This window comes from Nonomuraea sp. NPDC051941 (genome assembly GCF_044593615.1).
Map to the genome: position 1 here is coordinate 219,187 of NZ_JBIUCF010000006.1, position 22,058 is coordinate 241,244.

Sequence of the window (22,058 nt, forward strand, 5' to 3'; positions counted from 1 at the left end):
CGGCGCTTCTGACGGCGTTCCCTCACCCGGCGCGCGGGCCGGATGTCAGCGCCGCCCACCTCGACGGTGACTTCCATGGAAACCCTTGCCGCATCCGGATCGTAGTCGTACCGTCACGGATAGCGTTTCCCGAGATATGGAGGTGGAGCTGTGGGGAGGCACGAATGCGGGCATCCTTTCGCGAACGGGGAGGTGTGATGTTCACGCACATCGCGTGGCGGCTCGACGCGATGATCGCGGCGATCAGCGACCACCGCCCGCCCCTCACCCGGCCGATCGAGCAGGCGCTGCGGGCGGTCCCGCGCCACTGGTTCGTGCCGCCGGTGGGGGAGTCGCCCGAGCGCGACGGGCGGAGCGCGCCGATCGACCGGGAGGCCGACCCGCCGGCCTGGTGGGACGCCGTCTACGCCGGGCGCCCGATCGTCGCCGCCGACGGGTGCTCCTGTCCCGCGCCCAGCGCGGTCGCCGATCTGCTGGAGCTGCTCGGTCCGGCGCCGGGCCAGAGGGTGCTGGAGGTGGGCACGCGTACGGGGTGGACCGCCGCCCTGCTGTGCCGGCTGGTCGGGCAGTCGGGGAGTGTGACCTCCATCGAGGCGGATCCCACCGTGGCCGAGCAGGGTGCCAAGAACCTGGCCGCCGCGGGAGCGCTCCCGCACCTGGTCGTGGGCGACGGCACGGCGGGGTGGGCCGAGCGGGCGCCGTACGACGGGGTGCACGCGACGTACGCCGTGCGGACCGTGCCGTACGCCTGGATCGCGCAGACCAGGCCGGGCGGGGTGGTGGTCGCGCCGTACGGCGACGGGCACGCCCTGCGGCTCGTGGTCGGGCCGGACGGCACGGCCGGCGGCCGGTTCTCCCCGCTCACGACCATGACGTGGACGCGGCACGACACCCCGCCGGGCGCCGTCCTGGCCGAGGACGTCCTGGCCGAGCCGGGTGACGCCCGCCGGATGTGGGCGGACTGGGGCGAGCCGGAGCGGGAGCGGTTCGGCGTGACGATCACGCCCGACGGGCAGCGGGTCTGGCTGGACAGCCCCGAGCGAGTGATCGGCTGACCCGCTGAAATTCGGTTGACCCCGCGCGGAGCCCGTCAGAAGGATGCGGGGGGTGCAGATCGAGTTCACGAGATTCTCCCCGGACGACGTCGAAGCGCTCGTCGGCTTCCTCACCGGGCACGAATGGCCCTTTCACGCGGGCGTCCAGGACCCCGAGACCGTGCGCGAGCGCGCCGCGGACGGCCTCTACGACGACGAGGAGTCCAGGACGTTCTGGGTGCTCGCCGACGGGGAGCGCGCGGGCCTGGTCCGGCTGCAGGACCTCGCCGACGACACCCCCCTGTTCGACCTGCGGATCGGGCAGGAATGGCGGGGCCGGGGCCTCGGCGCCGCGGCGGTGGCCTGGCTGACCGGCTACCTGTTCACCGAGCTCCCGCACGTCAACCGGATCGAGGGCACGACCCGCCAGGACAACCGCGCGATGCGGGCGGTCTTCCGCAAGAGCGGGTACGCCAAGGAGTCGCACTACCGGGAGTCGTGGCCGGGCCTGGACGGCACGGTCCACGACGCCGTCGGCTACGCGATCCTGCGCCGCGACTGGCTCTCCGGCACGGTGACGCCTCCCGACTGGGACGACGAACCCCGCTGACCTCGGTGCGCCTGGCCGGGGACCGGCCAGGCGCGGGGCTCAGGAGGTCTTGCGGGGGCGGTGGCGGGTGACGGCGCGCGTGTGGGCCTCGGTCAGGAGGGGGCGGGCCTGCTCGCCCGGGTTCACGATGGCGATCCAGCCCTGGGTCGCGTACTTGGGGTGGGGGAGGACGCGGTCCTCGGCCGTGTAGTCGACCTCGGCGTCGTCGCCGGCGAGCCGCTGGAGGGTGGCGCGCCCGACGGCGATGTTGAGCCGGAACACGCCTGGCCTGTTCAGGTCGGAGAAGGTGTCCCAATCCGGGTAGTCCTTGATGACGATCGTGGCGAACGGCTGCCGGGGATGGGTCTCCAGGGTGCCTTCCGGGTCGTAGAAGAAGAACGTGTCGCCCCAGGCCATCTCGGGGGCCTCGCTGTTCTCCTCGATGGTCTGGGTCACGACTCCGGGGAAACCGGACACGAACTCGATGATTTCGCTCTCAGTCATACCTTCAAGTGTTTCATTGCACTGCCCTGTGAGACTTTGCGTGCTGAACAGGCCATCGACCGCGTGAAAGCCTCAAACCACTGACCTACGCGACAGTCGGGAGACCATGTCCGAGACACACCTCCCCGGGGGTTTCGTCAACGCCGTCGTCCGCGTCGGCGACACCGTCCGCCGTACGCCCGGACAGCGGGCCGCGTACGTGCACGAGCTGCTGCGCCTCTTCGAGCGGAGCGGATGGGCGGCCGCGCCCCGGTTCCTGGGCCTCGACGAGCGCGGTCGGGAGATCCTGACCTTCGTGGCCGGCCACGTGGCCTGGGAGGACGTCCAGCCGGACGGCGTCGCCTCGGACGAGAGCCTGGCGCGGGCCGCGGAGCTGGTGCGGGAGTTCCACGACCTGACCGCCGGCACCTCACTGGCAGGGGAGGAGGAGGTGGTCTGCCACAACGACCTGTCGCCCAGGAACACCGTCTACCGGGGCGAGGAGCCGCGGCCGGTGGCGTTCATCGACTGGGACCTGGCGGGGCCGGGACGGCGCGTCCACGACGTGGCGCACGTCTGCTGGCAGTACGCGGGCCTGGGCCCGCTGATCGCCGACCCGGCCGACGCGGCCCGGCGGGTGCGGCTGATCTGCGACGCCTACGGGCTGCGGGAGCGCGGCGAGGTGGTCGAGACGATCCTCTGGTGGCAGGACCGATGCCGGCGCGGCATCGAGCGGGATGCCGCGCAGGGGCTGGCGTACGCGATCAGGCTGCGCGAGCAGGGGGCGGTGGCGCAGGTGCGCGCCTGCCACGACTGGGTCGCCGGGCACCGCGCCGGATTCGAGCGGGCGCTGCGTTAGATCGAGGGGGTAGCGGCCTCGGCGGGCTGCCCGGGGGAGGGTTCCTCGATCGGGACGTAGTCGTGGCGCATGCCGTGATCCCCCAGCCACCGCCGGAGCCCGGAGACGGCCTCCGGATTGGCCGACACCTGGGCCGCGTACTCCGACAGCGCCACCTCCTCCCCGTCGTCGAACAGCAGCCGCGCCGGCCCCGACCACGACAGCGTCCACTTGGCCTCGCCGAGCTGGATCAGCACCGCCTCCAGCGCCTGCCCCAGCACCCCGGCGAGCAGGGTCTCCGACGCGTTCCAGCCCTGCTCGCGCAGGACGGCCTCCAGCTCCGCCTGCCGGCCCCGGGCGATCGCCTCGAAGGCGGCGTCCAGGTACGGCCGCGCGGCCCCCATCACCCGCTGGCCGGCGACCGCCAGGTCGTGGAGGGCGTCGGCGTTGCGGCCCGCGTACATGGCGTGCGACACCAGCTCCTCCCACGACACCGGCCGCAGCCCGGTGAGCGCCTCCGGCGTCCACATGGACTGCTCCACGGCCTGCACCGCCACGTTCGCGTCGCGCAGCAGCGTCAGGGCCGAGCGCGGGTCGGGGACGTGCGGCGGCTCAGGCAGGTGCTCGATGGCGGCCAGGCGCTCGGTCAGGCTCGGATGGGAGTCGTACGGCGAGACCTCCTGCGGCTCCTCGCCCAGCTTGGCGATCTCGGCCTGCCGGTCGGAGTCGCTCATGAGCGCGTGGAAGCCCCCGAACACCGAGAGGGGCCTGGTGCCGCCCGCGCCGGTGAGCGACAGGTAGTTGGCGACGTAGAGGTCCCAGCCCGTCGCGGTGGTCTGGATCTTCTGCAGCGCCCCGGCCATGGCCTGCCGCCCGCCGATCGCGACCGCGAACTGGTCGGCCTCCAGCTCCTGCTTGCGCGAGACGGCCTGCGACACCCGCAGGTAGAACTTGGCGTACCAGGTGAACAGGCGCTGGACGAACGGGTGGTTACGCAGCCCCTGGACGGTGGCGAGGAGCGAGACCCGCCCCCGGTAGACCGGCGCGCCCAGCCGCGTGTGAGCGCCGCTGTAGTGGCCCAGCTCGTGTCCCAGCACCGCGCGCAGCTCGTCCACCGTCAGCGTCTGCAGCAGCGGCAGCCCGATGAACATCCGCCGCCGCGTCGCCTTCATCCCCAGCCAGCGTGTGTCCTCGGAAACGGCCGCGTTCACCTCCGCCACCAGCCGGATCTCGTCCGGCGGCGCCGTGCGCACGCGCTGGGCGAGCTCCTCGACCGTCTGCCAGAGCGCGGGCTCGTGCTCGCGCCCGATCGGCACGCCCGGTTGCTCGCCGCCCTGGCGGCGGCTCACCACGAACAGGGCCTGTACGAGCGCGCCGGCGACCAGGGTGAGGACGATCGCGAGCTTGAGGGTGTTCGCGTGGAAGTCCACGAGGAGCAGGACATCGAAGAAGATGGCGGCCACCAGGAAGAGGCCGACCAGAACGTAGAAGCCGGCGAGCAGGATGAAGGCCAGCACTGCTCGGAACGCTGTCGTCATGGGGTGAGGGCTCCCGGGGAAGGGGTTCTCGCGAGGCTCGACCTTAGCGGAGACCGGAAACTGGATAAAATCACCTAAGCAATGCCGTACTACGATGACCATGATCAGGAGCGTTGGGTTCCGGAACCTCCCGGCAATCCCGAACGCTCCGCATTCGAGCGCGACCGCGCCCGCGTGCTGCACAGTGCCGCCCTGCGCAGGCTGGCCGCGAAAACGCAGGTCGTGGGCCCTGCCGAGTCCCTCGGCGGCGGCCAGCACATCCCGCGCACGAGGCTCACGCACTCCCTCGAATGCGGTCAGGTCGGCAGGGAGATGGGCGCCACGCTCGGCGTCGATCCCGACCTGGTGGAGACCGCGTGCCTGGCGCACGACCTGGGGCACCCACCTTTCGGCCACAATGGGGAGATGGCGCTCAACGCGCTGTCGGCCTCGTGCGGCGGCTTCGAGGGCAACGCGCAGAGCCTGCGCCTGCTCACCAGGCTGGAGGCCAAGGTCCTCACCGAGGACGGCCGCAGCGCCGGGCTCAACCTGACGCGGGCGGCGCTCGACGCTTCCATCAAATATCCCTGGACATGCGAAAAATCGGCAAAATTCGGCGTATATGACGATGATCTACCCGTGTTCCGCTGGATCCGGGACGGCGCGCCGGACGGTCGGGTGAGCTTCGAGGCGCAGATCATGGACTGGGCCGACGACGTCGCCTACTCCGTACACGACCTCGAGGACGCGCTCCACTCCGGCCACGTCACCCCCGAGGCGCTGCGCTCGCCCATCGAGCGCACGCTGGTGTGCGAGACCACCCGCACCTGGTACGCCCCCAACGCCGACCTCGGCGAGCTGGAGGAGATCTTCGCCAAGCTGATCACCGACCCGCTCTGGCCGCGCCGCTTCGAGGCCACGCTCGCCGACCTGGCCGGGCTCAAAGCCCTCACGAGCGGCCTCATCGGCCGCTTCTGCCGCTCGGCCCAGACCGCCACCAAGGAGGTGTACGGCTCCCGCCACCGCGCCGACCTCGTCGTGCCCCACGCCACCCGCCTGGAGTGCGCCCTGCTCAAGGGCGTCACCGCCCACTACGTCATGGCCACCAGGGACCACAACGCCAACCAGGCCAGGCAGCGCGAGCTCATCACCGAACTGGCCTCGATGATCACGCTGGGCGCGCCGGGCACGCTGGAGCCCGCCTTCAGGCCCGCGTACCTGGGCGCCGCCGACGACGCGGCCCGCGTCCGCGTGGTGATCGACCAGATCGCCTCGCTCACCGACACCTCCGCCGTGGCGTGGCACCGCAGGCTCTCCCGCTGACCAAGTTTCTCCATGATCCGGTACACCCGGCTTTCCCCATGACCCTCGCAGGCGGATACTGCGCCCATGGCCACATATGTGATCGTCGGTGCCGGACTCGCGGGGGCCAAGGCCGCGGAGACGTTGCGCGAGGAAGGCTTCGACGGTGAGATCGTGCTCATCGGCGCGGAGAACGAACGGCCCTACGAACGACCGCCCCTGTCCAAGGACTACCTCCAGGGCAAGAGCGAACGAGAGAGCATCTTCGTCCACGGCCCGGAGTGGTACGCGGACAACGCCGTCGATCTGCGGCTCGGCACGCGCGTCACGCGCATCGAGCTCGACAACCACCTGGTCAGGCTCGGCGACGGGTCGCGCCGGCGGTACGACAAGCTGCTCATCGCCACCGGCGCCACGCCGCGACGCCTGCCAGGGCCCGCATACTACCTGCGGACCGTCCACGACAGCGAGGCGCTCAAAGAGCGCCTGGCGAGCGCGGGCAGCGTGCTCATCGTCGGCGCTTCCTGGATCGGGCTGGAGACCGCGGCGGCCGCCCGCGCGGCCGGCTGCGAGGTCACCGTCGTCGAGCCCGAGCCCACCGCGCTCAACCGGCCGCTCGGCAACGAGCTCGGCGACCTGTTCGCCCGCCTGCACGTCAGCAAGGGCGTGGACCTGCGCTTCGGCACCGCCGCCGCCGAGATCACCGAGACGGGCGTGCGGCTCAGCTCGGGCGAGCGGCTCGCCGCCGACTTCGTCGTCGTCGGCATCGGCGCCGCGCCCGAGGTCGGGCTCGCCCGTGACGCCGGGCTCGACGTCGGCCAGGGCATCCACACCGATGCCGCGCTGCGCACCTCGCACCCCGACGTGTTCGCCGCCGGTGACGTGGCCGAGCCCTTCCACCCCCTGTACGGGCGCCGCCTGCGCGTCGAACACTGGGCCAACGCCCTGCACGGCGGCCCCGCCGCCGCCCGGTCCATGCTCGGCCAGGACGTGGTCTACGACCGGATCCCGTACTTCTACACCGACCAGTACGAGCTGGGCATGGAGTTCTCCGGCGACATCGAGGGCTACGACGAGATCGTCTACCGCGGCGAGCCGGAGAGCCTGGAGTTCATCGCGTACTGGCTGCGCGAGGGACGCGTGATCGCCGGCATGAACGTCAACGTCTGGGACGTCGTGGACGAGATCCAGGAGCTCATCAGGTCACGCGTCATTGTTGATCAAAAGGAGCTATCGACGGGGTGACGGTGATCACGCCGTGGTCGGTGCGCTTCGGCTTCGGGCCCTGGGTCTTGCCGGCCTGCGGGACCTTCTTCGACCCGCACTGCACTGTGCAGCCCGGCGTCTCGCCCAGCTTGCCGCGCAGCGCCAGCGTCTCCTCCCTGGGCGAGTACGTGCGGTTGCCGGTCGCCCAGGCGTCGAGATAGTCCCACGGCTTGACCATGCCCCTGCGTACCCACCAGAAGGCCGGGCCCGTCTTCCACGAGATCGCGAAGTAGAGGTTGGGCCCGGTTTCGCGGGCGTTGCCCGTCCGGCCCACCCGCCCGAGCAGCTGGCCCGCCTTGACCGGGACGCCCGGCCGGACGCCGTCGGCGATCGTGTCGAGGTGACCGCCGAGGTAACGCACGCCGTCCTCGCCGATGATCGTGACGAACCTGCCCTCGCGGGCGGCCCCCGCGTCGGTGGACGGGCTCCACTTGTCCTGGAGGTTCACCTCGTCCACGACGCCGCCGATCGGGGCCACGAACGCGCACCCCTGCGGCGCCCAGATCGTCGTCTTGGGCAGCACGAGGAGCTGGCGCTGGTAGGTCGTCTTGCAGCCCTTGACCGGGAAGGTGTACTCGTACTTCGACATCTTCGGCGGCGGCACCTTCACCGGGTCGTCGCCCTTGGGCGGCTGCTCGGCCGCCTGGTGCTCGGCCTCCGGCTCCGCCGATTCGCCGGGCTGCGCGGCGGCCGGCGGGCTCGTGGCCGGCGGGGTCGACGGCGAGGTCGCGTTGACCCCCGCCAGGCCGGTGGCCTGGGAGCAGGCGCCGGTCAGCAACAGGGCGGCCGTGACGGCCGCCCATCGTCCGAGATGCCCCGTACGCATGATCTCCACCCGTGTCACCGTTTCCACCGACAACCTTTACCTTTGTAGCCGACCGGGAGCTCCCGCAGAGCCGGTTTCCCTCTTTAGCAACCGACAGGTAATGCGCGCCTACCCGTACCGGGCCCGGAGGGGCGGAACCGTCGGTGGGGCGGAATAGACTCACCGGCGTGGCTGGCCGGATCCGTGATGTCGACATCGCGCTCGTACGTGAGCGTTCACCCATCGCCGACGTGATCGGCGAACACATCCAGTTGCGCAACGCAGGGGGCGGCAACCTCAAGGGCCTGTGCCCCTTCCACGACGAGAAGAGCCCGTCCTTCAACGTCACCCCCGAGCGCGGGATGTACTTCTGCTTCGGCTGCTCCGAGGGCGGCGACGTGATCACGTTCGTCGAGAAGATCGAGCACCTGTCGTTCGGCGAGGCGGTCGAGCGGCTGGCGCAGCGGGCCGGGATCACGCTGCAGTACGAGCAGGGTGGCTACGTCCCCAGGCGTGACCACGGCGAGCGGGCCCGGCTGATCGAGGCGCACAAGGCGGCGGCGGAGTTCTACGCGGACAAGCTGCTCGTGCCCGACGCGGCGCCCGGGCGGCGGTTCCTGTCGGAGCGGGGCTTCGAGCGGGCCGACGCCGAGCTGTTCGGGGTGGGCTACGCGCCGGCCGAATGGGAGGCGCTGACGCGGCATCTGCTGGGGCGCGGGTTCACCGCCGAGGAGATCGTCAAGGGCGGGCTGGCCAAGGAGGGCCGGCGGGGGCCCATCGACCGCTTCAGGGGGCGGCTGATCTGGCCTATCAGGGACGCCACGGGCGATGTGATCGGATTCGGCGCGCGGAAGTTGCTCGATTCCGATGATGGTCCGAAATATCTGAATACGCCTGACTCGCCGCTTTACAAGAAGAGCCAGGTGCTTTATGGGATTGATCTCGCCAAACGGGAGATCTCCAAGCGGGCCCAGGCGGTGATCGTCGAAGGCTATACCGATGTGATGGCCTGCCATCTGGCCGGAGTGCCGACGGCGGTGGCCACCTGCGGCACGTCGTTCGGCGAGGAGCACATCAAGATCCTGCGCAGATTCCTGCTCGACCAGGCCGAATTCCGGGGCGAGGTGATCTTCACCTTCGACGGCGACGCGGCCGGGCAGAAGGCGGCGCTGCGGGCGTTCGCCGACGAGCAGAAGTTCGTCACCCAGACCTACGTCGCGGTGCAGCCCGACGGGCTCGACCCGTGCGACCTGCGGGTCAAGCAGGGCGACGCGGCCGTGCGGGACCTCATCGCGAGCCGGGAGCCGCTCTTCCAGTTCGCGATCAGGAGCACGATCTCCCGCTACGACCTGCGCAGCAACGAAGGCAAGATCGCCGCGCTCGACGCCGCCGCGCCGATCGTGGCCGGGATCAAGGACGTCGGGCTGCGCAAGCGCTACGCCATCGACCTCGACCGGTGGCTGGGGTTCATGGACGAGCGGTTCGTGATGCAGCGCATCGCCGAGGTGGGCGGGGCGCAGCAGGGCCGCCCGAGGCGCGCGCCCCAGGCGGCGCCCGTCGACCCGAGCGTGCGGGTGGAGGGGGAGCTGCTCAAGCTCGCCGTGCAGCGCCCGGCGCTGCTCGGGCCCCGCTTCGACGCGCTCGACCCGCAGGCGTTCACGGCTCCCGACCACGTGACGCTGCACAAGGTCATCCTCGCCGCGGGCGGCGTGGCCGCCGGCTCCTACGGCGGGCGCGAGTGGGTCGACCGGCTGCTGGAGCACGCGCACGAGGAGGGGGCGCGGGGGCTGGTGACCCGCTTCGCGGTGGAGCCGTTTGACGCGGATGCTGAGATCGAGCAACGGTATGCTGCGGCGATGCTTGCACGGGTTGAGGGGATGGCGGTTGACAGGGCCATCGCTCAGGTCAAAGGTCGGATGCAGCGTATCAATCCGGTCGAGGAGCCTAATGAGCACCGAAAGCTGTTGGGTGAGCTGATCGGGCTTGAGCAACAGCGAAAGGTGCTCCTGGATCGTCTTGCGGGCAGCCAGTGACCCGCTGGCCCCGCTCCGTCCTGCGGTGCTGACCCTGGGCCGCTTCCTTGGTGGGCCCGGGGCATCTGCGCCATGCTGGACGGCGGCGGAGCTGTGCGGCTCGGTGCCGTTGGGCGGTGAGGGGGCGGGCCTTGCGCGGAGTCGTCTTCCAAGAGCGGCGCGAGGGCCAAGACCACATCGGCCCTCAGAGTTCTGGCGGCGGTGGCGCTGACAGCGGCCGGGGCAGGCCCAGCGGGTCACTGAGGGAGAAGACTGACACCGGTCGCGGTGAGCGCCGATGGGGCCCGAATGGCCTCAGAGCACTCGTCACCTACCGTTCCTAGGGGCTGGGCAGGAGTTGCTCAGCCGTGTGCCCCGAACGGTGGTGGGCACACTGGTCGCCCGCGTTCTCGCCTCGGTCCGGTGGCATGCATCGTGTGCATGATCCGGTGTCCGGGGGGCGGGTTTCCTCACGCCCGCGGGCGTCCGGTCGGGCCTGGGCGGTCCGATGCCCCTGCTCATCGCTCCGGTGAGCAGGGGGCGGTGCCGTCCGTCGCCGGATCGGATGCCCGAGGGCGCGTCGTCCGATCGCCACGGCGGCGGCGTCGTGACGGGTGGTCGCGCGCGTCTTGCCGGTCAGCGGGGCCTGCCAGTGCTGGGCGCCCCACTTGGAGGTGTAGGCCGGGTCCACCGCGACGATCGTGATGTCGGCCGCGTTGGCCATCGAGATCAGGCGGGCCCGCAAGCGGCCAGTGGGCAGGCCGGAGATGAGCTTCCGGAACTGCTTGCGGCGGCCGTGTTTCTCCCGGGTCTTCTCTGCCTGAAAGTCCAGGTCCTCGATGGCGATGGCTTTCACGCCGCAGGACTTTGCCCAGGTCAGGAGTCGTGTCAGCGCGTGGCGGACTTGGGCGTCGCGGTGCTCGGAGCTGCCGGACAACTCATAACTGAAGCGACGGGGGCTACCGATCGGGTTGCCGTGGGTGTCGAGCCGCCAGGCGGCCAGGTGGTCGGCGTTGGTGTCGACCCCGATCACGCCCTGGGTGAGCGCGGCCTGGAGCGGGACGATCGGTGCGGTTGGAGCTTGCCAGGAGGCAGTCAGGTACCAGCGGCCGCGCTCCTCGTCCAGATGGATGCGGTAGGCCACTGCCCGATCGGCATGCACGCGATCGGCCCACTCCGTGCCGCGATGCGCGAACCGTACCCGGGCCGACAGCACGTACCGGCCATGCGGGGCGTTGGCCAGGTGCGCCAGCGGGCCGGGCAGCCTGATCGACACCTCCCCGTCCGGACTGACGCGGATCGTCTCGTTGCCGTACCGCTTGCCGGACTCGCCGTCGGCTTGCAGGAACCAGCGCGCCGCCTGCCACCGCGCCCGCCATTGGGCCTCGTCCAGATGGGCGGCTTCGAGGTGGTGCCGCATCCCGGCCAGCCGTTTGCCGCCCCGCACGATCCGCACCCGCCCGCCCTGCCAATCGGCCCGCAGAGCGGCCAGCCGATTGGCCAGCACCCGCAGACGGCGGGACTTGACGAACCACTCCCGCTGGGACCCGTATCCGCCCGGCCCGCCCTTGGTGCCCTTGTGGCCCACGGGCAGCGATAGCCGGTGCGCGATCGTGGCGATCCCGGCCTCAAGAGTGTGGAGGTGGGCCAGTTGGCCGCGCCGGGCCAGCGCCCACTGATCGTGCGACGCTTTGGTGATCGCCCCTGCCCACCGCGCCGACGAGTCCGGGGTCAGCTCCCGCTTACGGGCCGCCCACCGATCAGCACCATGCGCCAGCCCGTCACGGCACCGCACTGCGAGATCTTTCGAAGCCAACGAGCCCAGATACGCCCCAGCCAGCCGCAGCACCGGCTCGTCCTGGCCGCTCAGCCCCTTGAGACGATCGCGAATTGCCACCCCGGATGCTGGGGCGGCGATGTACGGCGCCGCGATCGCTCGCGCCTCAGCCACGCGCACCACCCCGCAACATCAGGTGCACGTGGGCTGGCGCCGGACGGCAGGCGCCCGGCGAGGTCACCACACGCCGGACCTCGGCACACCGGTACGCCCGCATCACGCCCTGCCCACTTCCCGGACTTCACTGAACGTGACTACGAGACTACCCATATTTGACTATGTCGGGTAGAACATTCGAGCGATAGGCAAGCCCTCGCCCGTCCGTGCGGGCCGTGACATCACGCTGACCGGCTCCACCCCGGACGGCGGCGGCCGGACACGGCTGGTCCGGATCGACGTGGACAGCGGCGCGAGCCAGGTCGCGGACGACTACCGAACCCCTGTGAAGCGGGCATACCACGCGGGCGGTTGATAACAGTTCGGCCGCGATGACAAGCGGGATACCAGGGCGGTTGACCAGGGAACCTGGCGCGGTCCAATAAGTGGTGAAGAGGATGGGTGACGACTTCCGGGCAGCGAAAGAGTTGCGTCCGCCGGGGGGTGTCGCCGGGCGCCGGGAATCCAGACCGCGTAATTGACTTTACTTTCCTGATCAAACTCCGGCTAAACCTTTAAGTGATCTCAATTCGGTAAGGACGTTAGTCTTACCTTCGGTGACAAAAATGGGTCTGCCATTTGATGGAACCAATACTGCAGACTGTCTCCCGTGGGTGCATCGGTGCTGCCAAGCAGTCCGCCATCGGTAGATCAGGTGGCGGACCTCGTCGCGAAGGGAAGAGAGCGCGGGAGCGTAACCGTCGATGACGTCGCAGCCGCGCTTGACCGATCCGAGTTGCCGTCCGACGCGCTGGAACGCGTCGTGCGCATGCTCGCCGAGAACGGCGTGGAGGTCCTCGAGCCCCAGGGCGACGAGGAGGCCACCCGCGCCGATGAGGAAGACGTTGGCAAGCGGGCGCCGACCAGCGATCTGGTCCGTATTTATCTACGGGAGATCGGCCGTGTGCCTTTGCTGACCGCAGAGGAGGAGGTGGAGCTCGCCAAGTCGATCGAAGCCGGTCTGTTCGCCGAGGACAAGCTGGGCAGCGGGGTCTCGCGCCTGGCCTTCCCGGAGTTCAGGGAGCTCGTCTGGCAGGGCACCCGGGCCAAGCAGCGGCTCATCGAGGCCAACCTCAGGCTCGTGGTGTCGATCGCCAAGCGGTACGTGGGCCGCGGCATGCTGTTCCTGGACCTGATCCAGGAGGGCAACCTCGGGCTCATCCGGGCGGTCGAGAAGTTCGACTACACGAAGGGCTACAAGTTCTCCACCTACGCCACCTGGTGGATCAGGCAGGCGATCACGAGGGCCATCGCCGACCAGGCGCGGACGATCCGCATTCCCGTGCACATGGTGGAGACCATCAACAAGCTCGTGCGCGTGCAGCGCCAGCTCCACCAGGACCTCGGCCGCGAGCCGATTCCCGAGGAGATCGCCAAGGAGATGGACCTCCCTGTCGATCGCGTGGTGGAGATCCAGCGCATCGCCCAGGAGCCGGTGTCACTGCAGTCGCCGATCGGTGAGGAGGACTCCGACCTCGGAGACTTCATCGAGGACGCCGACGCCGTCGTGCCCATGGAGGCCGCGGCCTTCATCATGCTGCAGGACCAGCTCGACGACATCCTGGCCACGCTGTCCGACCGCGAGCAGCGCATCATCCAGCTCCGCTTCGGCCTCGCCGACGGTCATCCGCGCACGCTGGAGGAGGTGGGCAGGGAGTTCGGGGTCACGCGGGAGCGCATCCGGCAGATCGAGTCGAAGACCCTGGCCAAGCTCCGGCACCCGACGCGGGCGCAGATGCTGAGGGACTATCTGGACTGATCCGGAGGGATCCCAAGGGAACGGGCCCGGGCCTCGCCGCCCGGGCCCTTCCCCTGTCCGAAGCATGTCCGCGGCCGTCAGGAGCAGCCCTCGAACTGCGGCACCGCGACCGTCGACAGGTCCAGCCCCGACTTGCCGAACCACCGGTGCAGCAGCCGCGCGGTCGTCCCGTCCTGGTACATGTCGGTGATCGCCCGGTTGACCGCCTCGCACCCGGCCACGTCGCTCCTGCGCATGCCCACCCCGGTACGCTGCTCGTTGAACTGCGCGTTGGCCAGCTTCAGCCCCGTCCCGTCCTGGTTGGCCAGCCCCGCCAGGATGACGTCATTGGTGGTGACCGCGTCGACCTGCTTGCTCTTCAGCGCCGTCAGGCACGCCTTGTAGTCGTCGAACGGCACCAGCTGCGCCGGCACCTCGCGCTCCTCCACGACCCGCTGGGCCGCGTTCGAGCCCTTGACCGCGCAGATCCTGCGGCCCTTGAGCTCGCGCACGTTCTTGATCGTCTCGTCGGGCCGCTGCAGGATGTCCTGGTAGGAGACGTGGTACGGCCCCGCGAACAGCACGTCCTTCTTGCGCTCCTGGTCGATCGTGAACGTGGCCAGCACCAGGTCGGCCTTGCCGTCCGTCAGCACCTTCGCCCGGTCGGCGGCCAGCACGGGGATGTAGGAGGCCTGCTTGTGCAGCTTGCGCGCGATGTAGGCGGCCACGTCCACGTCGAAGCCCTCGAACCCGCCGTCCGGGCGGCGGAACCCGACCGACGGCAGGTCGGGCCGTACCGCGATGACGATCTGGTCCTTGTCCAGGACCGATTCCTGCCCGTCCGTCCCGCAGCCCGCGACGACCGTCGCGAACAGGGCCAGCACCGCTGCCAACGCCCGCTTCACCGGTACTCCTTGAGTCGTGGCCACACCCCTGCGATCACCAGCAGGCCGATCGCGCCGATGGCGAACGGCAGCAGCCGCCACAGGTTGTCCAGCGAGCCTTCGCCGGTCGCGATCGCCCGCGTGAACACGGCCTGGTGCCCGGCGGACAGCGACACCAGCGCGCGGTCATAGGCGTCGAACGCCTGGCTCACCGGCCCGAGCCGCTCGGCGACCGCCTCGTTGGTCCTGCCGCCCGCCACCAGCTCGCGGAACTTCCCGTCGGCGGCCTGGAAACTCCGGTACGCCTCCATCGCCTGTTCGCCCTGCTTGCCGACGAGCTCGGGCCCCAGCAGGCCGAGGACGTCGTCGTCACCCTTGGCGACCTGGTCGTGGTAGGTCCGCAGGTTGCCCGCCTTGAGGTAGACGACCGACATCGCCTTGTCCAGGAACGTGTGCTCGTAGGTGTCGGCCCACTCCTTGTCGAGCAGGTAGCGGCTCTGGTCGCCCTGCATGCTGTTGCTGATCGAGCGCGCCTTGGCCAGCGTCAGCACCGAGTCGAACCCGGCCGACTTCGCCGTGCGCAACGCGTTCTCGTCCTGCGCGAGCACGGTCAGCCCGGAGATCAGCGCGACCGCGGTCGTCACGGTGGCGACCAGCAGCGCCGGGCCGAACACCCGGCGGAAGCGTCGCGCGAGGAAGACCTGCAGCCAGATCAGGCAGCCCAGCGCGAGCAGCCCGGCCACCACCACGGCGGCCCGCAGCAGGGGCACCATGACGGCCTTCTCGTCATAGGTGGCGCGCACGATCGTGCCGCTCTCCAAGGTCAGGTTGTACGCCTGGGGCAGCAGCTCGACCCGCATCAGCTTGGTGGCCTCGCGGTAGGTGAGCACCACGTCCTGGGGAGGCGGCCCCGGCGCGTGCTTGGACCGCTCGTCCAGCAGCAGCGCCTGGCCGGTCAGCCGTTCGTAGCGGCCCAGCCGGTCGAGCACCGCGTGGACCGTCGCCTGCTCCGCCTTGGTGTCGGCCAGCGACAGCGCCTGCATCAGCGCCTCGTTGGCCCTGGACCGCGCCGCCTCGTAGCGGTCGAGCGCCTGCGCGCGCTGCGGCGCGTACTGGTCGCCCATGACCAGCACGTTGGCCACCTGCGCGTCCATGTCGCTCAGCGCCAGGTAGAGATCGGCGGTGGCGACCACCTGCGGGCCCGCGTCGCGCCCGATGACCTGCAGGCCATCGCGGGCGGTCATGCTGCCGACCGCGAGCGCCCCGAAGAGCAGCGCCAGCGAGGCGACGGTGATGCCGGTGATGACCCGGATCCTGCCGGGCACGCTCCGGCGCGCCGGCGGCGGGCCGCCCGCCGCCGGCACCGCGGGGGCCTGGGGCGCCTGGGGCTGTGCGAGGGTCACGGCGTGCCCTCCCTGATGGTGATGACGGTCCACGCGCCCAGGTGGATCCGGTCGCCCGCGCCGACCCTGACCGGCACGTTGACCTTGACGGGCTTGCCGTTCACCTGGGTGCCGTTGGAGGAGCCCGGGTCGACCAGCAGCCACGAGCCGTCCGGCTGCGCCAGCAGCACGGCGTGCAGGTGGGAGACGCCCGGGTCCTCGGGCGGCCCGGTCAGGTCGATCTCGGGGGCCACGTTCCTGGCCCTGCTGCGCCGCCCGATGCGTACCTGCTCGCCCATCAGCGCGAACGAGCGCTCGGGGCAGTACGGCGGGAACGCCATCGCCGCCGCGTCGGGCCCGCCCTCGGCGACGACCTTCTCGTAGTAGGTCCGGTCGGCCGCCGTGACGGCCTCGAACCGCACCCCGCTCACGGGGACCGCGACGGGCGCGCTGCCGCCGGTGAAGTCGTGCCCGCACACCTCGCAGAACTGCCCGGCGCGCGGCGTCTGGCAGACCGGGCACGCCTCCGCCGACGGGCCCGGAGCCTGGGGCTGGGGCGCGGCCGCGGGCGCGCCCCCCATCTGGGCGCCGCAGACGTCGCAGTAGTCGTCGGCGCCTGATGGGTGCCCCTGCGGACAGGTGGCCATCAGTTTCCTTCCTTGCGCAGCCGGCTGGTACGGACGGAGCCGGTGTCGAGCTCGAGCTCGTCGGCCTTGTCCACGTTCCTGCGCAGCCTGGCCGTGCCGGTGGCCGGATCGACCTCGACCACCTTCTCCAGCAGCCTGGCCGTGTCCTCGCGGCCCGACTGGGCGGCCAGCTGCTGGGCCTTGGCCAGGCGGGCGGTCGCGGTGTCGACGTCCCCCATGGCGCGGGCGCTGAGGCCGTCCTGGATGAGCTCGTGCAGCTCGGCCTGGCCGGTGTAGTGGGCGACCTTGCCGTTGATCCGGGTGGACTGCGCCAGGTCGTCGGTCCACTGGGCGAGCACGTTCCCGCTGGCCAGGACCTCCTGGGTGTCGGGGCGTACGAGCTTGACCCAGCCGGCCCTGATCTCGTGCCCGATCTGCCCCGGCGGCACCTCCACGCAGATGTGGTACTCGCGCTCCTCCGTGCCCCAGGAGCCGGTCGGGTAGTCGCCGGTCAGCGGGTTCACGTCGGTGCGCTTGCCGGTCAGGTCGAGCAGCGTGGGGGAGACCTGCTTGACGAACTTCAGCGTCGCGGTCTGCGGCACCCACACCCGCAGCGACAGCTCGGCCACGGTCTTGCTCATCGACGTCTGCGTCAGCCTGCGGAAGAACTCCGACAGATCCCCTTGGTTGCGTACGTAGTCGAACGAGCCGAGCATGGCCTCCGCGACCTTCCGCAGCTCGGCGGGCACCCAGTCCTCGCCGATCCCCAGGGAGTCGCACACGAACTTGCCGCTCCAGCCCGCCAGCACGGAGGCGAACACCTCGGGCCGCTCGTTGTTCTGGCCGTCGGTCATCAGCAGCGCGTGCCGGATCGCCGACGGGTGCGCCGAGAGGAGATGCCCGGCCAGCTTCAGCCACTCGCCCATGGCGGTGCCGCCGTGCGCGCTCAACCGGCTGATCGCCCGCTCTGCCTCGGCCCTGGTGGCCGGGCTCGACCTGACCAGGTTGGCGTTGCCGCCGGGGTAGACGACCTTGGCCCGCTCGGTGCCGGCGACCACCGCGAAATACACCCCGTCGCGCAGGGTGTGGACGGCGGTCGTGGCCGCCTGCCTGGCCTCGCGGATCTTGCTGCCGCTCATCGAGCCGGACGTGTCAATGATGATCACTTCGGCGGCCTCGGCGGCGACGGACTGCGTGGTGACGCCGCCGGTGGAGCTGACCGTGAGGATGGCGTGCACGTCGCGGCCGTCGGTGGAGAGGTACTTGTTCTGGTCGATCGTCAAGGTGAAGGTCGGCTGCTCACCCATGCGTCACTCCTAGGGGGATCAAGGCGATGGTCACGTTGTCCTGGCCGCCGGAGTCGAGCGCGTGGCGCAGCATCTCGCGGGCCATGTCGATGGGGGTTCCGGAGCTGGGGAAGGCGTAGCCGTCCAGATAGCGCCACAGGCCGTCGCTGCAGACGAGCAGCAGGCCGGGCTCCTCCGGGGTGAGGGTGCGTACGTGGAGCGGGACGTCGACGGCGTCGGCGCCCAGCCAGCCGGTGATCTCGCCGGTCTCGATCGCGTCGTCCACGGTCAGCATGACGCCGGGCCGGCCTGCCGGGCCCGGCAGCCAGTAGGCCCTGGTGTCGCCGGCCCAGCCGAGCGTGATCCGGCCCCGCTCGACCACGGCGGCGATGTACGTGCAGGCGGGGGCGTCGTCCACGGACGTGGCGAGCTTGGTCACCGCGCGCCCGGCCAGCTCGAACGCCTCCTCCTGCCCCAGCCCCCTGGCCAGCGCGGCCGAGGCGGTCTCGACGGCCACCGCGGACGCCTCGTCGGCCCTGGGCGAGCTGCCCACGCCGTCGCAGACCACGGTCACGATCGCGTCGCCGGACGTCAGCAGCGCTACCGCGTCCTCGTTGCGGCTGCGGCGCAGGCCCTTGTCGGTCACGGCCGCCGCGCCGCCGTCGATCACGGTCTCCGCGTGGTCCCTGTCGGTGGGCTGGCGCAGGCCGCACCGCTCGCAGTAGCCCTCGGCGTCCACGGCCGCCGCGCCGCACGACGCGCAGGTCGGCGCGCCCAGGGTGTGCCCGCACGCCTCGCAGTAGGTGTCACCCGCGAGCACGGGCGCCTCACACACAGGACAGCTCATGGCGTCCTTTTGCCGAGCTGCGCTCGGGGCGTTCTGATGGATGTCCTCGCTTCGCTGCGGATCCATCAGAACCAGCTCCTCGGGCGCACCGCGTTCGCCTGGTCGATGAGGGCGTGGCGCTCCTGGCGGGACTCGGCCGCGACGGCCAGCTTGCGGAAGATCGACTCCAGCCGCCTGCGCAGCCCCTGCTCGGTGAACGGCGCCTCGGCCAGTCGCGCGCCCTTCGGTGGCGAGCCGCTCTCGAGCCAGGTCAGCGCCGAGGTGAGCAGCTCGGCGGTGAGCACGTCGCGGCGGCGCGGGTCGAGGTCGGCCTGTTTGGCCAGCCGGTCGGCCGAGCCCACCAGGTCGTCCGTGGTGAGCCTGCTCAGGTCGGCCCCCCGTACAACGGAGACGGCCAGCGCCACCTGCGCCCGCGCCCGGTGCACCGAGTGGGTGGGCACCTCGTCGAGCACGCTCATCCGGCCCGACCTGGCCAGCCCGAACACCGCGCTCACGTACGAGTGGTCGGTCCGCCACACGGCCTCGTACCAGCCGGCGGCGGGCTTGCCCGCGCACTCCAGCGCGAACGCCAGCGCCAGCTTCGGCGCCAGCTCGCCGGGCAGCGCCGACAGGCACGCGTCGAACATGGCGACGGCCTCCTCCGGCCGTCCCGTGGTCAGGCACAGCACCCCGCGGTACCAGGTCACCCGCCAGTCGCGGGGCAGCTCGATGTCCAGCTCGTTCAGCGCGACGGGGGCCTCGGGCGCGGCCCCCTCGGCCAGCAGCCTGGCCCGCATCAGCTTCGTCTCGGGCGTCTTCGGCAGCGCGGCGAGCTGGTCCATCAGCTCCTTGCCGTCGCTGCCCAGCAGCCCGGCCAGCGCGCCCGCTGCCGCGTCGGCGGGGTCGACCAGCGGCACCGGCAGCGCCTGCGCGACGGCCACCGGGTCGAGCGGCCCGAACACCACGTCGCTCTCCTCCGCCAGCGCCGTGCCCACGGCGCCGCGCTCGGGCCCGAACATCGGCGAGGGCGCCGGGTACGGGACCTTGTCCTCGATGGCGCTGACCTCCCGCAGCACCCCGACGAGCTGCTCCTCCATCTCCTCCGCGCTCTGGAACCTGTCGGCGGGATTGACGGCGGTGGCCTTGCGCAGCAGCCGGGTGAACGACGGGTGCCCGCAGTCCTCGGGCAGCGGGGTGGCCACGCCGTTCGCGTACGGGGAGAAGCCCGGGATCGCCAGCACCGCCAGCGTCCTGGCCACGGTGTAGAGGTCGGCGGTGGCGGCGGCGGCGTGGGTCTCCACCTCGGGGCCGTGGTAGCCGGGCGTGGCCCAGCCCGAGCCCGGCGGCGCGCCGATGGGCAGCACCGCACCCAGGTCGATGAGCTTGAGCCGCTTGCCGACCCTGATCACGTTGGCCGGCTTGAGGTCGCAGTAGACCATGCCGTGCTCGTGCAGGTAGGCGAACGCCTGCAGGATCTCCCGGCCGTACATGAGGGCCTCGCGCAGCGGCACCGGGCCCTGGCGGCGCAGCTCGTGCAGCGACTGGCCGCCGACGTACTCCATGACGATGTAGCCGAAGCCGCCGGAGCGCTGGAAGTTGAGGATCTTGACGATGTTGGGGTGGTCGACCGTGGTGAGGAACTTCCGCTCGGCCTCCGCCGCCGCCAGCGCCTCGGCGTCGTTGGTGTTGAGCAGGCCCTTGAGCACGACCCACATGCCGTCGAGGTTCTCGTCGGAGGCCAGGTAGATCCAGCCGAGCCCGCCGTGCGCCAGGCAGCCCAGCACGCGGTACTGGTCCGCCACCAGGTCGGCCTTGTCCAGCTTGGGGGTGAACGAGAACTGCGTGCGGCAGTGCGGGCAGAACCCGTCCGTCAGCCCCGGCCGGCCCTCCCTGGAGCGCCCGACCTCCTGCCCGCACGCCGGGTTGGCGCAGAACCGCTTGTTCTCGGGCACCATGGGGTCGGCCATCACGGCGGTGGCCGGGTCGCGGTAGGGCACCGACGGCAGGTCGGCGATGGTGGCCAGCACGCCGGGCCGCGACCTGCCGCTGCTCACCGGAGAGGTGACCGACCGGCTCACCGGCTGTGTCTGCAGGGGGACCGAAACAGGTGCGGAAACGGGCACAGAGGCGGGCGGCGGCGCCGGCGTGCTCGCCGAGTGGCCGCACAGGTCGCAGTAGCCGTCCTCGATCGTGCCCGTGCAGCCCGGCTGCGCGCAGCGGGTCATGGCTTACCTCCGTGGATCGCGCGCTGGTACGTCTCGACGGCCGCCGCCGCCCTCGTCAGGTCGCAGGGCGCGGTCCACAGCAGCACGCGCGCCCGTTCGAACAGCTCGGAGGCCGCCGGGTCCTCCGCCAGGCCCTTGCGCACCGCCATCACCTGGCAGGCGCCGAGCCGCCCGCGCAGCTCGTCACGTCTGCTGACCAGGCCGTAGAGCGCCTTGGCCGTGGTCTGCGACTGCTCGGCGGCCTTGCGGGCCTCTTCCTCCAGCGCCGCCAGCCGCTTGGCCCGCAGCACCCAGGTGTCGGCCGAGGCGTCGAGCGCGTCCAGCTCGGCGGCCAGGGACTCGGCCCGGCCGCGCGGCTGGGCCTGCGGCGGCAGGGCGATCTTCACGACGACCGCGCCGTGGGCCAGCCTGGCCTCGCTCTCGGCCGCCCGTACCCGGTCGAGCGCGGCCACGAGGTCCTCCCGCCGCCTGGCGAACTCGTCCTTGACGGTGAGCGCCAGCTCCAGCTCCGCGCGGGAGCCGGCCAGCAGCCGGGTCAGCCGGTCGAGGTCCGGCTCCGCGGACGGGCCCAGCGGGTCTTCGAGCACCGAGCCGCGCAGCCGCTTCAGCTCGGCCTCCTGCGCGGTCAGGTCGGCGCCCTCGCCCAACTGGCGTTCGAGGTCGCGGATGTGGCGCAGGTCGCTGTCGGCGCCGTCGAGGCGGGGCAGCACGGCGTTCCACACCGCGTCGATGTCGTTGAGCGCGGAGGTGACCTCGCGGAAGGCGGCGTCCATCCGGGTCAGGGTCTGGTCGAGGGTCAGCCGCTCGTCCTTCTGGGGGAGCAGCGAGCGCTGCTCGACGGGCTTGGCGGTGGCCCGCAGCACCACGGACGGGCCCGCCAGCAGCTCCGTGAGCCGGCTCAGCTGTTCGGGGGTCAGCCTGGCGCGCGTGGCCCTGATCTGCTCCGCGTCACGCAGCACCGCCCGGTACGCGTCGTTCAGAGACCACAGCGTGGCCAGCGACTCCTGCGCCGCGGCCCATCTCCGCTGCGTCTCCCCGCGTAAGGAGGCTCCCTTGAGCAGCTGATAGGTGGTGTGGGATTCGAGATCGAGCAGGTCGCCGGAGACGCGGTCGCGTTCGTCGGCTCGAGCGCGCAGTGCGTGCTCGACGCCCTCCCTGCTCATAGGTGGTCCCAGGCTCATCACGCTCCCCGTGAAGCAGGCCTCCCCCGAACCCTTGCTCCTACCGGCACAACGGGGGGATCGGCCGGTTG

General features: G+C 71.1%; 18 protein-coding genes. 7 read left to right on the forward strand and 11 right to left on the reverse strand.

The window, feature by feature from the left end:
* Window positions 1–197: 197 nt before the first annotated feature.
* Both ACIHFD_RS13835 and ACIHFD_RS13840 read left to right on the forward strand, forming a co-directional pair.
* Window positions 198–1,055: a protein-L-isoaspartate O-methyltransferase gene (locus ACIHFD_RS13835; RefSeq protein ID WP_397367131.1), complete on the forward strand. Its 858-nt coding sequence runs from the start codon at window positions 198–200 to the stop codon at window positions 1,053–1,055.
* Window positions 1,056–1,107: 52 nt separating this feature from the next.
* Window positions 1,108–1,644, forward strand: coding sequence for a GNAT family N-acetyltransferase (locus ACIHFD_RS13840; protein ID WP_397367132.1), 537 nt, complete (start codon window positions 1,108–1,110; stop codon window positions 1,642–1,644).
* 39 nt (window positions 1,645–1,683) lie between these two features.
* Here ACIHFD_RS13840 and ACIHFD_RS13845 read toward each other — a convergent pair whose 3' ends face one another.
* Window positions 1,684–2,127, reverse strand: a complete 444-nt coding sequence (locus tag ACIHFD_RS13845) for a DUF6194 family protein (RefSeq protein ID WP_397367133.1) — start codon at window positions 2,125–2,127, stop codon at window positions 1,684–1,686.
* 106 nt (window positions 2,128–2,233) lie between these two features.
* On the opposite strand from ACIHFD_RS13845, the gene ACIHFD_RS13850 reads away from it, so the two are divergent.
* Window positions 2,234–2,965: a phosphotransferase gene (locus ACIHFD_RS13850; protein ID WP_397367134.1), complete on the forward strand. Its 732-nt coding sequence runs from the start codon at window positions 2,234–2,236 to the stop codon at window positions 2,963–2,965.
* On the opposite strand, the gene ACIHFD_RS13855 is transcribed toward ACIHFD_RS13850, so the two are convergent.
* Window positions 2,962–4,482: a M48 family metallopeptidase gene (locus ACIHFD_RS13855; RefSeq protein ID WP_397367135.1), complete on the reverse strand. Its 1,521-nt coding sequence runs from the start codon at window positions 4,480–4,482 to the stop codon at window positions 2,962–2,964. The genes ACIHFD_RS13850 and ACIHFD_RS13855 overlap by 4 nt on opposite strands.
* Window positions 4,483–4,563: 81 nt before the next feature.
* Between ACIHFD_RS13855 and ACIHFD_RS13860 the strand changes: the two genes are divergently transcribed.
* Window positions 4,564–5,784 (forward strand): deoxyguanosinetriphosphate triphosphohydrolase, encoded by a 1,221-nt coding sequence (locus tag ACIHFD_RS13860; RefSeq protein WP_363967284.1) that lies wholly within the window; start codon window positions 4,564–4,566, stop codon window positions 5,782–5,784.
* 66 nt (window positions 5,785–5,850) lie between these two features.
* The gene (locus ACIHFD_RS13865) at window positions 5,851–7,008 is read left to right on the forward strand and encodes an NAD(P)/FAD-dependent oxidoreductase (RefSeq protein ID WP_397367136.1); all 1,158 of its coding nucleotides are present in this window, start codon (window positions 5,851–5,853) and stop codon (window positions 7,006–7,008) included.
* Here ACIHFD_RS13865 and ACIHFD_RS13870 read toward each other — a convergent pair.
* A complete protein-coding gene (locus tag ACIHFD_RS13870) occupies window positions 6,974–7,882 on the reverse strand; it encodes a M23 family metallopeptidase (protein ID WP_397367137.1) in 909 nt (302 codons plus the stop codon). The two genes, ACIHFD_RS13865 and ACIHFD_RS13870, sit on opposite strands and share 35 nt — an antisense overlap.
* Before the next feature lie 140 nt (window positions 7,883–8,022).
* On the opposite strand from ACIHFD_RS13870, the gene dnaG reads away from it, so the two are divergent.
* Window positions 8,023–9,867 (forward strand): DNA primase, encoded by a 1,845-nt coding sequence (gene dnaG, locus ACIHFD_RS13875; protein WP_397367138.1) that lies wholly within the window; start codon window positions 8,023–8,025, stop codon window positions 9,865–9,867.
* 319 nt (window positions 9,868–10,186) lie between these two features.
* Here dnaG and ACIHFD_RS13880 read toward each other — a convergent pair whose 3' ends face one another.
* Window positions 10,187–11,797 carry an IS200/IS605 family accessory protein TnpB-related protein gene (locus tag ACIHFD_RS13880; protein WP_397367139.1) on the reverse strand — a complete coding sequence of 537 codons (1,611 nt, stop codon included), beginning with the start codon at window positions 11,795–11,797 and terminating at the stop codon, window positions 10,187–10,189.
* 697 nt (window positions 11,798–12,494) lie between these two features.
* Between ACIHFD_RS13880 and rpoD the strand changes: the two genes are divergently transcribed.
* Entirely contained in the window at window positions 12,495–13,598 is a 1,104-nt protein-coding gene (gene rpoD / locus ACIHFD_RS13885) for an RNA polymerase sigma factor RpoD (protein ID WP_397367140.1), read from the forward strand.
* Window positions 13,599–13,675: 77 nt separating this feature from the next.
* Here the strand turns inward: rpoD and ACIHFD_RS13890 are convergent, their stop codons facing one another.
* The 7 genes from ACIHFD_RS13890 to ACIHFD_RS13920 all read right to left on the reverse strand — a co-directional run bounded on the left by ACIHFD_RS13890 (window position 13,676) and on the right by ACIHFD_RS13920 (window position 21,969).
* Window positions 13,676–14,482 carry a transporter substrate-binding domain-containing protein gene (locus ACIHFD_RS13890; protein WP_350725165.1) on the reverse strand — a complete coding sequence of 269 codons (807 nt, stop codon included), beginning with the start codon at window positions 14,480–14,482 and terminating at the stop codon, window positions 13,676–13,678.
* Window positions 14,479–15,864, reverse strand: coding sequence for a hypothetical protein (locus ACIHFD_RS13895; protein ID WP_397367142.1), 1,386 nt, complete (start codon window positions 15,862–15,864; stop codon window positions 14,479–14,481). The genes ACIHFD_RS13890 and ACIHFD_RS13895 overlap by 4 nt, the downstream gene beginning before the upstream one ends.
* The gene (locus tag ACIHFD_RS13900) at window positions 15,861–16,490 is read right to left on the reverse strand and encodes an FHA domain-containing protein (protein WP_397367143.1); all 630 of its coding nucleotides are present in this window, start codon (window positions 16,488–16,490) and stop codon (window positions 15,861–15,863) included. The genes ACIHFD_RS13895 and ACIHFD_RS13900 overlap by 4 nt, the downstream gene beginning before the upstream one ends.
* Window positions 16,490–17,776 (reverse strand): VWA domain-containing protein, encoded by a 1,287-nt coding sequence (locus tag ACIHFD_RS13905; protein ID WP_363967266.1) that lies wholly within the window; start codon window positions 17,774–17,776, stop codon window positions 16,490–16,492. The genes ACIHFD_RS13900 and ACIHFD_RS13905 overlap by 1 nt, the downstream gene beginning before the upstream one ends.
* Window positions 17,769–18,602: a PP2C family serine/threonine-protein phosphatase gene (locus tag ACIHFD_RS13910; protein WP_397367144.1), complete on the reverse strand. Its 834-nt coding sequence runs from the start codon at window positions 18,600–18,602 to the stop codon at window positions 17,769–17,771. The genes ACIHFD_RS13905 and ACIHFD_RS13910 overlap by 8 nt, the downstream gene beginning before the upstream one ends.
* A gap of 65 nt (window positions 18,603–18,667) precedes the next feature.
* Window positions 18,668–20,806 (reverse strand): tetratricopeptide repeat protein, encoded by a 2,139-nt coding sequence (locus ACIHFD_RS13915; protein ID WP_397367145.1) that lies wholly within the window; start codon window positions 20,804–20,806, stop codon window positions 18,668–18,670.
* Entirely contained in the window at window positions 20,803–21,969 is a 1,167-nt protein-coding gene (locus ACIHFD_RS13920) for a hypothetical protein (RefSeq protein ID WP_397367146.1), read from the reverse strand. Before ACIHFD_RS13920 ends, ACIHFD_RS13915 begins: the two co-directional genes overlap by 4 nt.
* Between the last annotated feature and the right edge of the window lie 89 nt (window positions 21,970–22,058).

Coding starts and splice junctions, on each gene's coding strand:
- ACIHFD_RS13835 (WP_397367131.1), top strand. CDS start 198: ATGTTCACGCACATCGCGTGGCGGCTCGACGCGATGATCGCGGCGATC.
- ACIHFD_RS13845 (WP_397367133.1), bottom strand. CDS start 2,127: ATGACTGAGAGCGAAATCATCGAGTTCGTGTCCGGTTTCCCCGGAGTC.
- ACIHFD_RS13850 (WP_397367134.1), top strand. CDS start 2,234: ATGTCCGAGACACACCTCCCCGGGGGTTTCGTCAACGCCGTCGTCCGC.
- ACIHFD_RS13855 (WP_397367135.1), bottom strand. CDS start 4,482: ATGACGACAGCGTTCCGAGCAGTGCTGGCCTTCATCCTGCTCGCCGGC.
- ACIHFD_RS13860 (WP_363967284.1), top strand. CDS start 4,564: ATGCCGTACTACGATGACCATGATCAGGAGCGTTGGGTTCCGGAACCT.
- ACIHFD_RS13865 (WP_397367136.1), top strand. CDS start 5,851: ATGGCCACATATGTGATCGTCGGTGCCGGACTCGCGGGGGCCAAGGCC.
- ACIHFD_RS13900 (WP_397367143.1), bottom strand. CDS start 16,490: ATGGCCACCTGTCCGCAGGGGCACCCATCAGGCGCCGACGACTACTGC.
- ACIHFD_RS13905 (WP_363967266.1), bottom strand. CDS start 17,776: ATGGGTGAGCAGCCGACCTTCACCTTGACGATCGACCAGAACAAGTAC.
- ACIHFD_RS13910 (WP_397367144.1), bottom strand. CDS start 18,602: ATGAGCTGTCCTGTGTGTGAGGCGCCCGTGCTCGCGGGTGACACCTAC.
- ACIHFD_RS13915 (WP_397367145.1), bottom strand. CDS start 20,806: ATGACCCGCTGCGCGCAGCCGGGCTGCACGGGCACGATCGAGGACGGC.
- ACIHFD_RS13920 (WP_397367146.1), bottom strand. CDS start 21,969: ATGAGCAGGGAGGGCGTCGAGCACGCACTGCGCGCTCGAGCCGACGAA.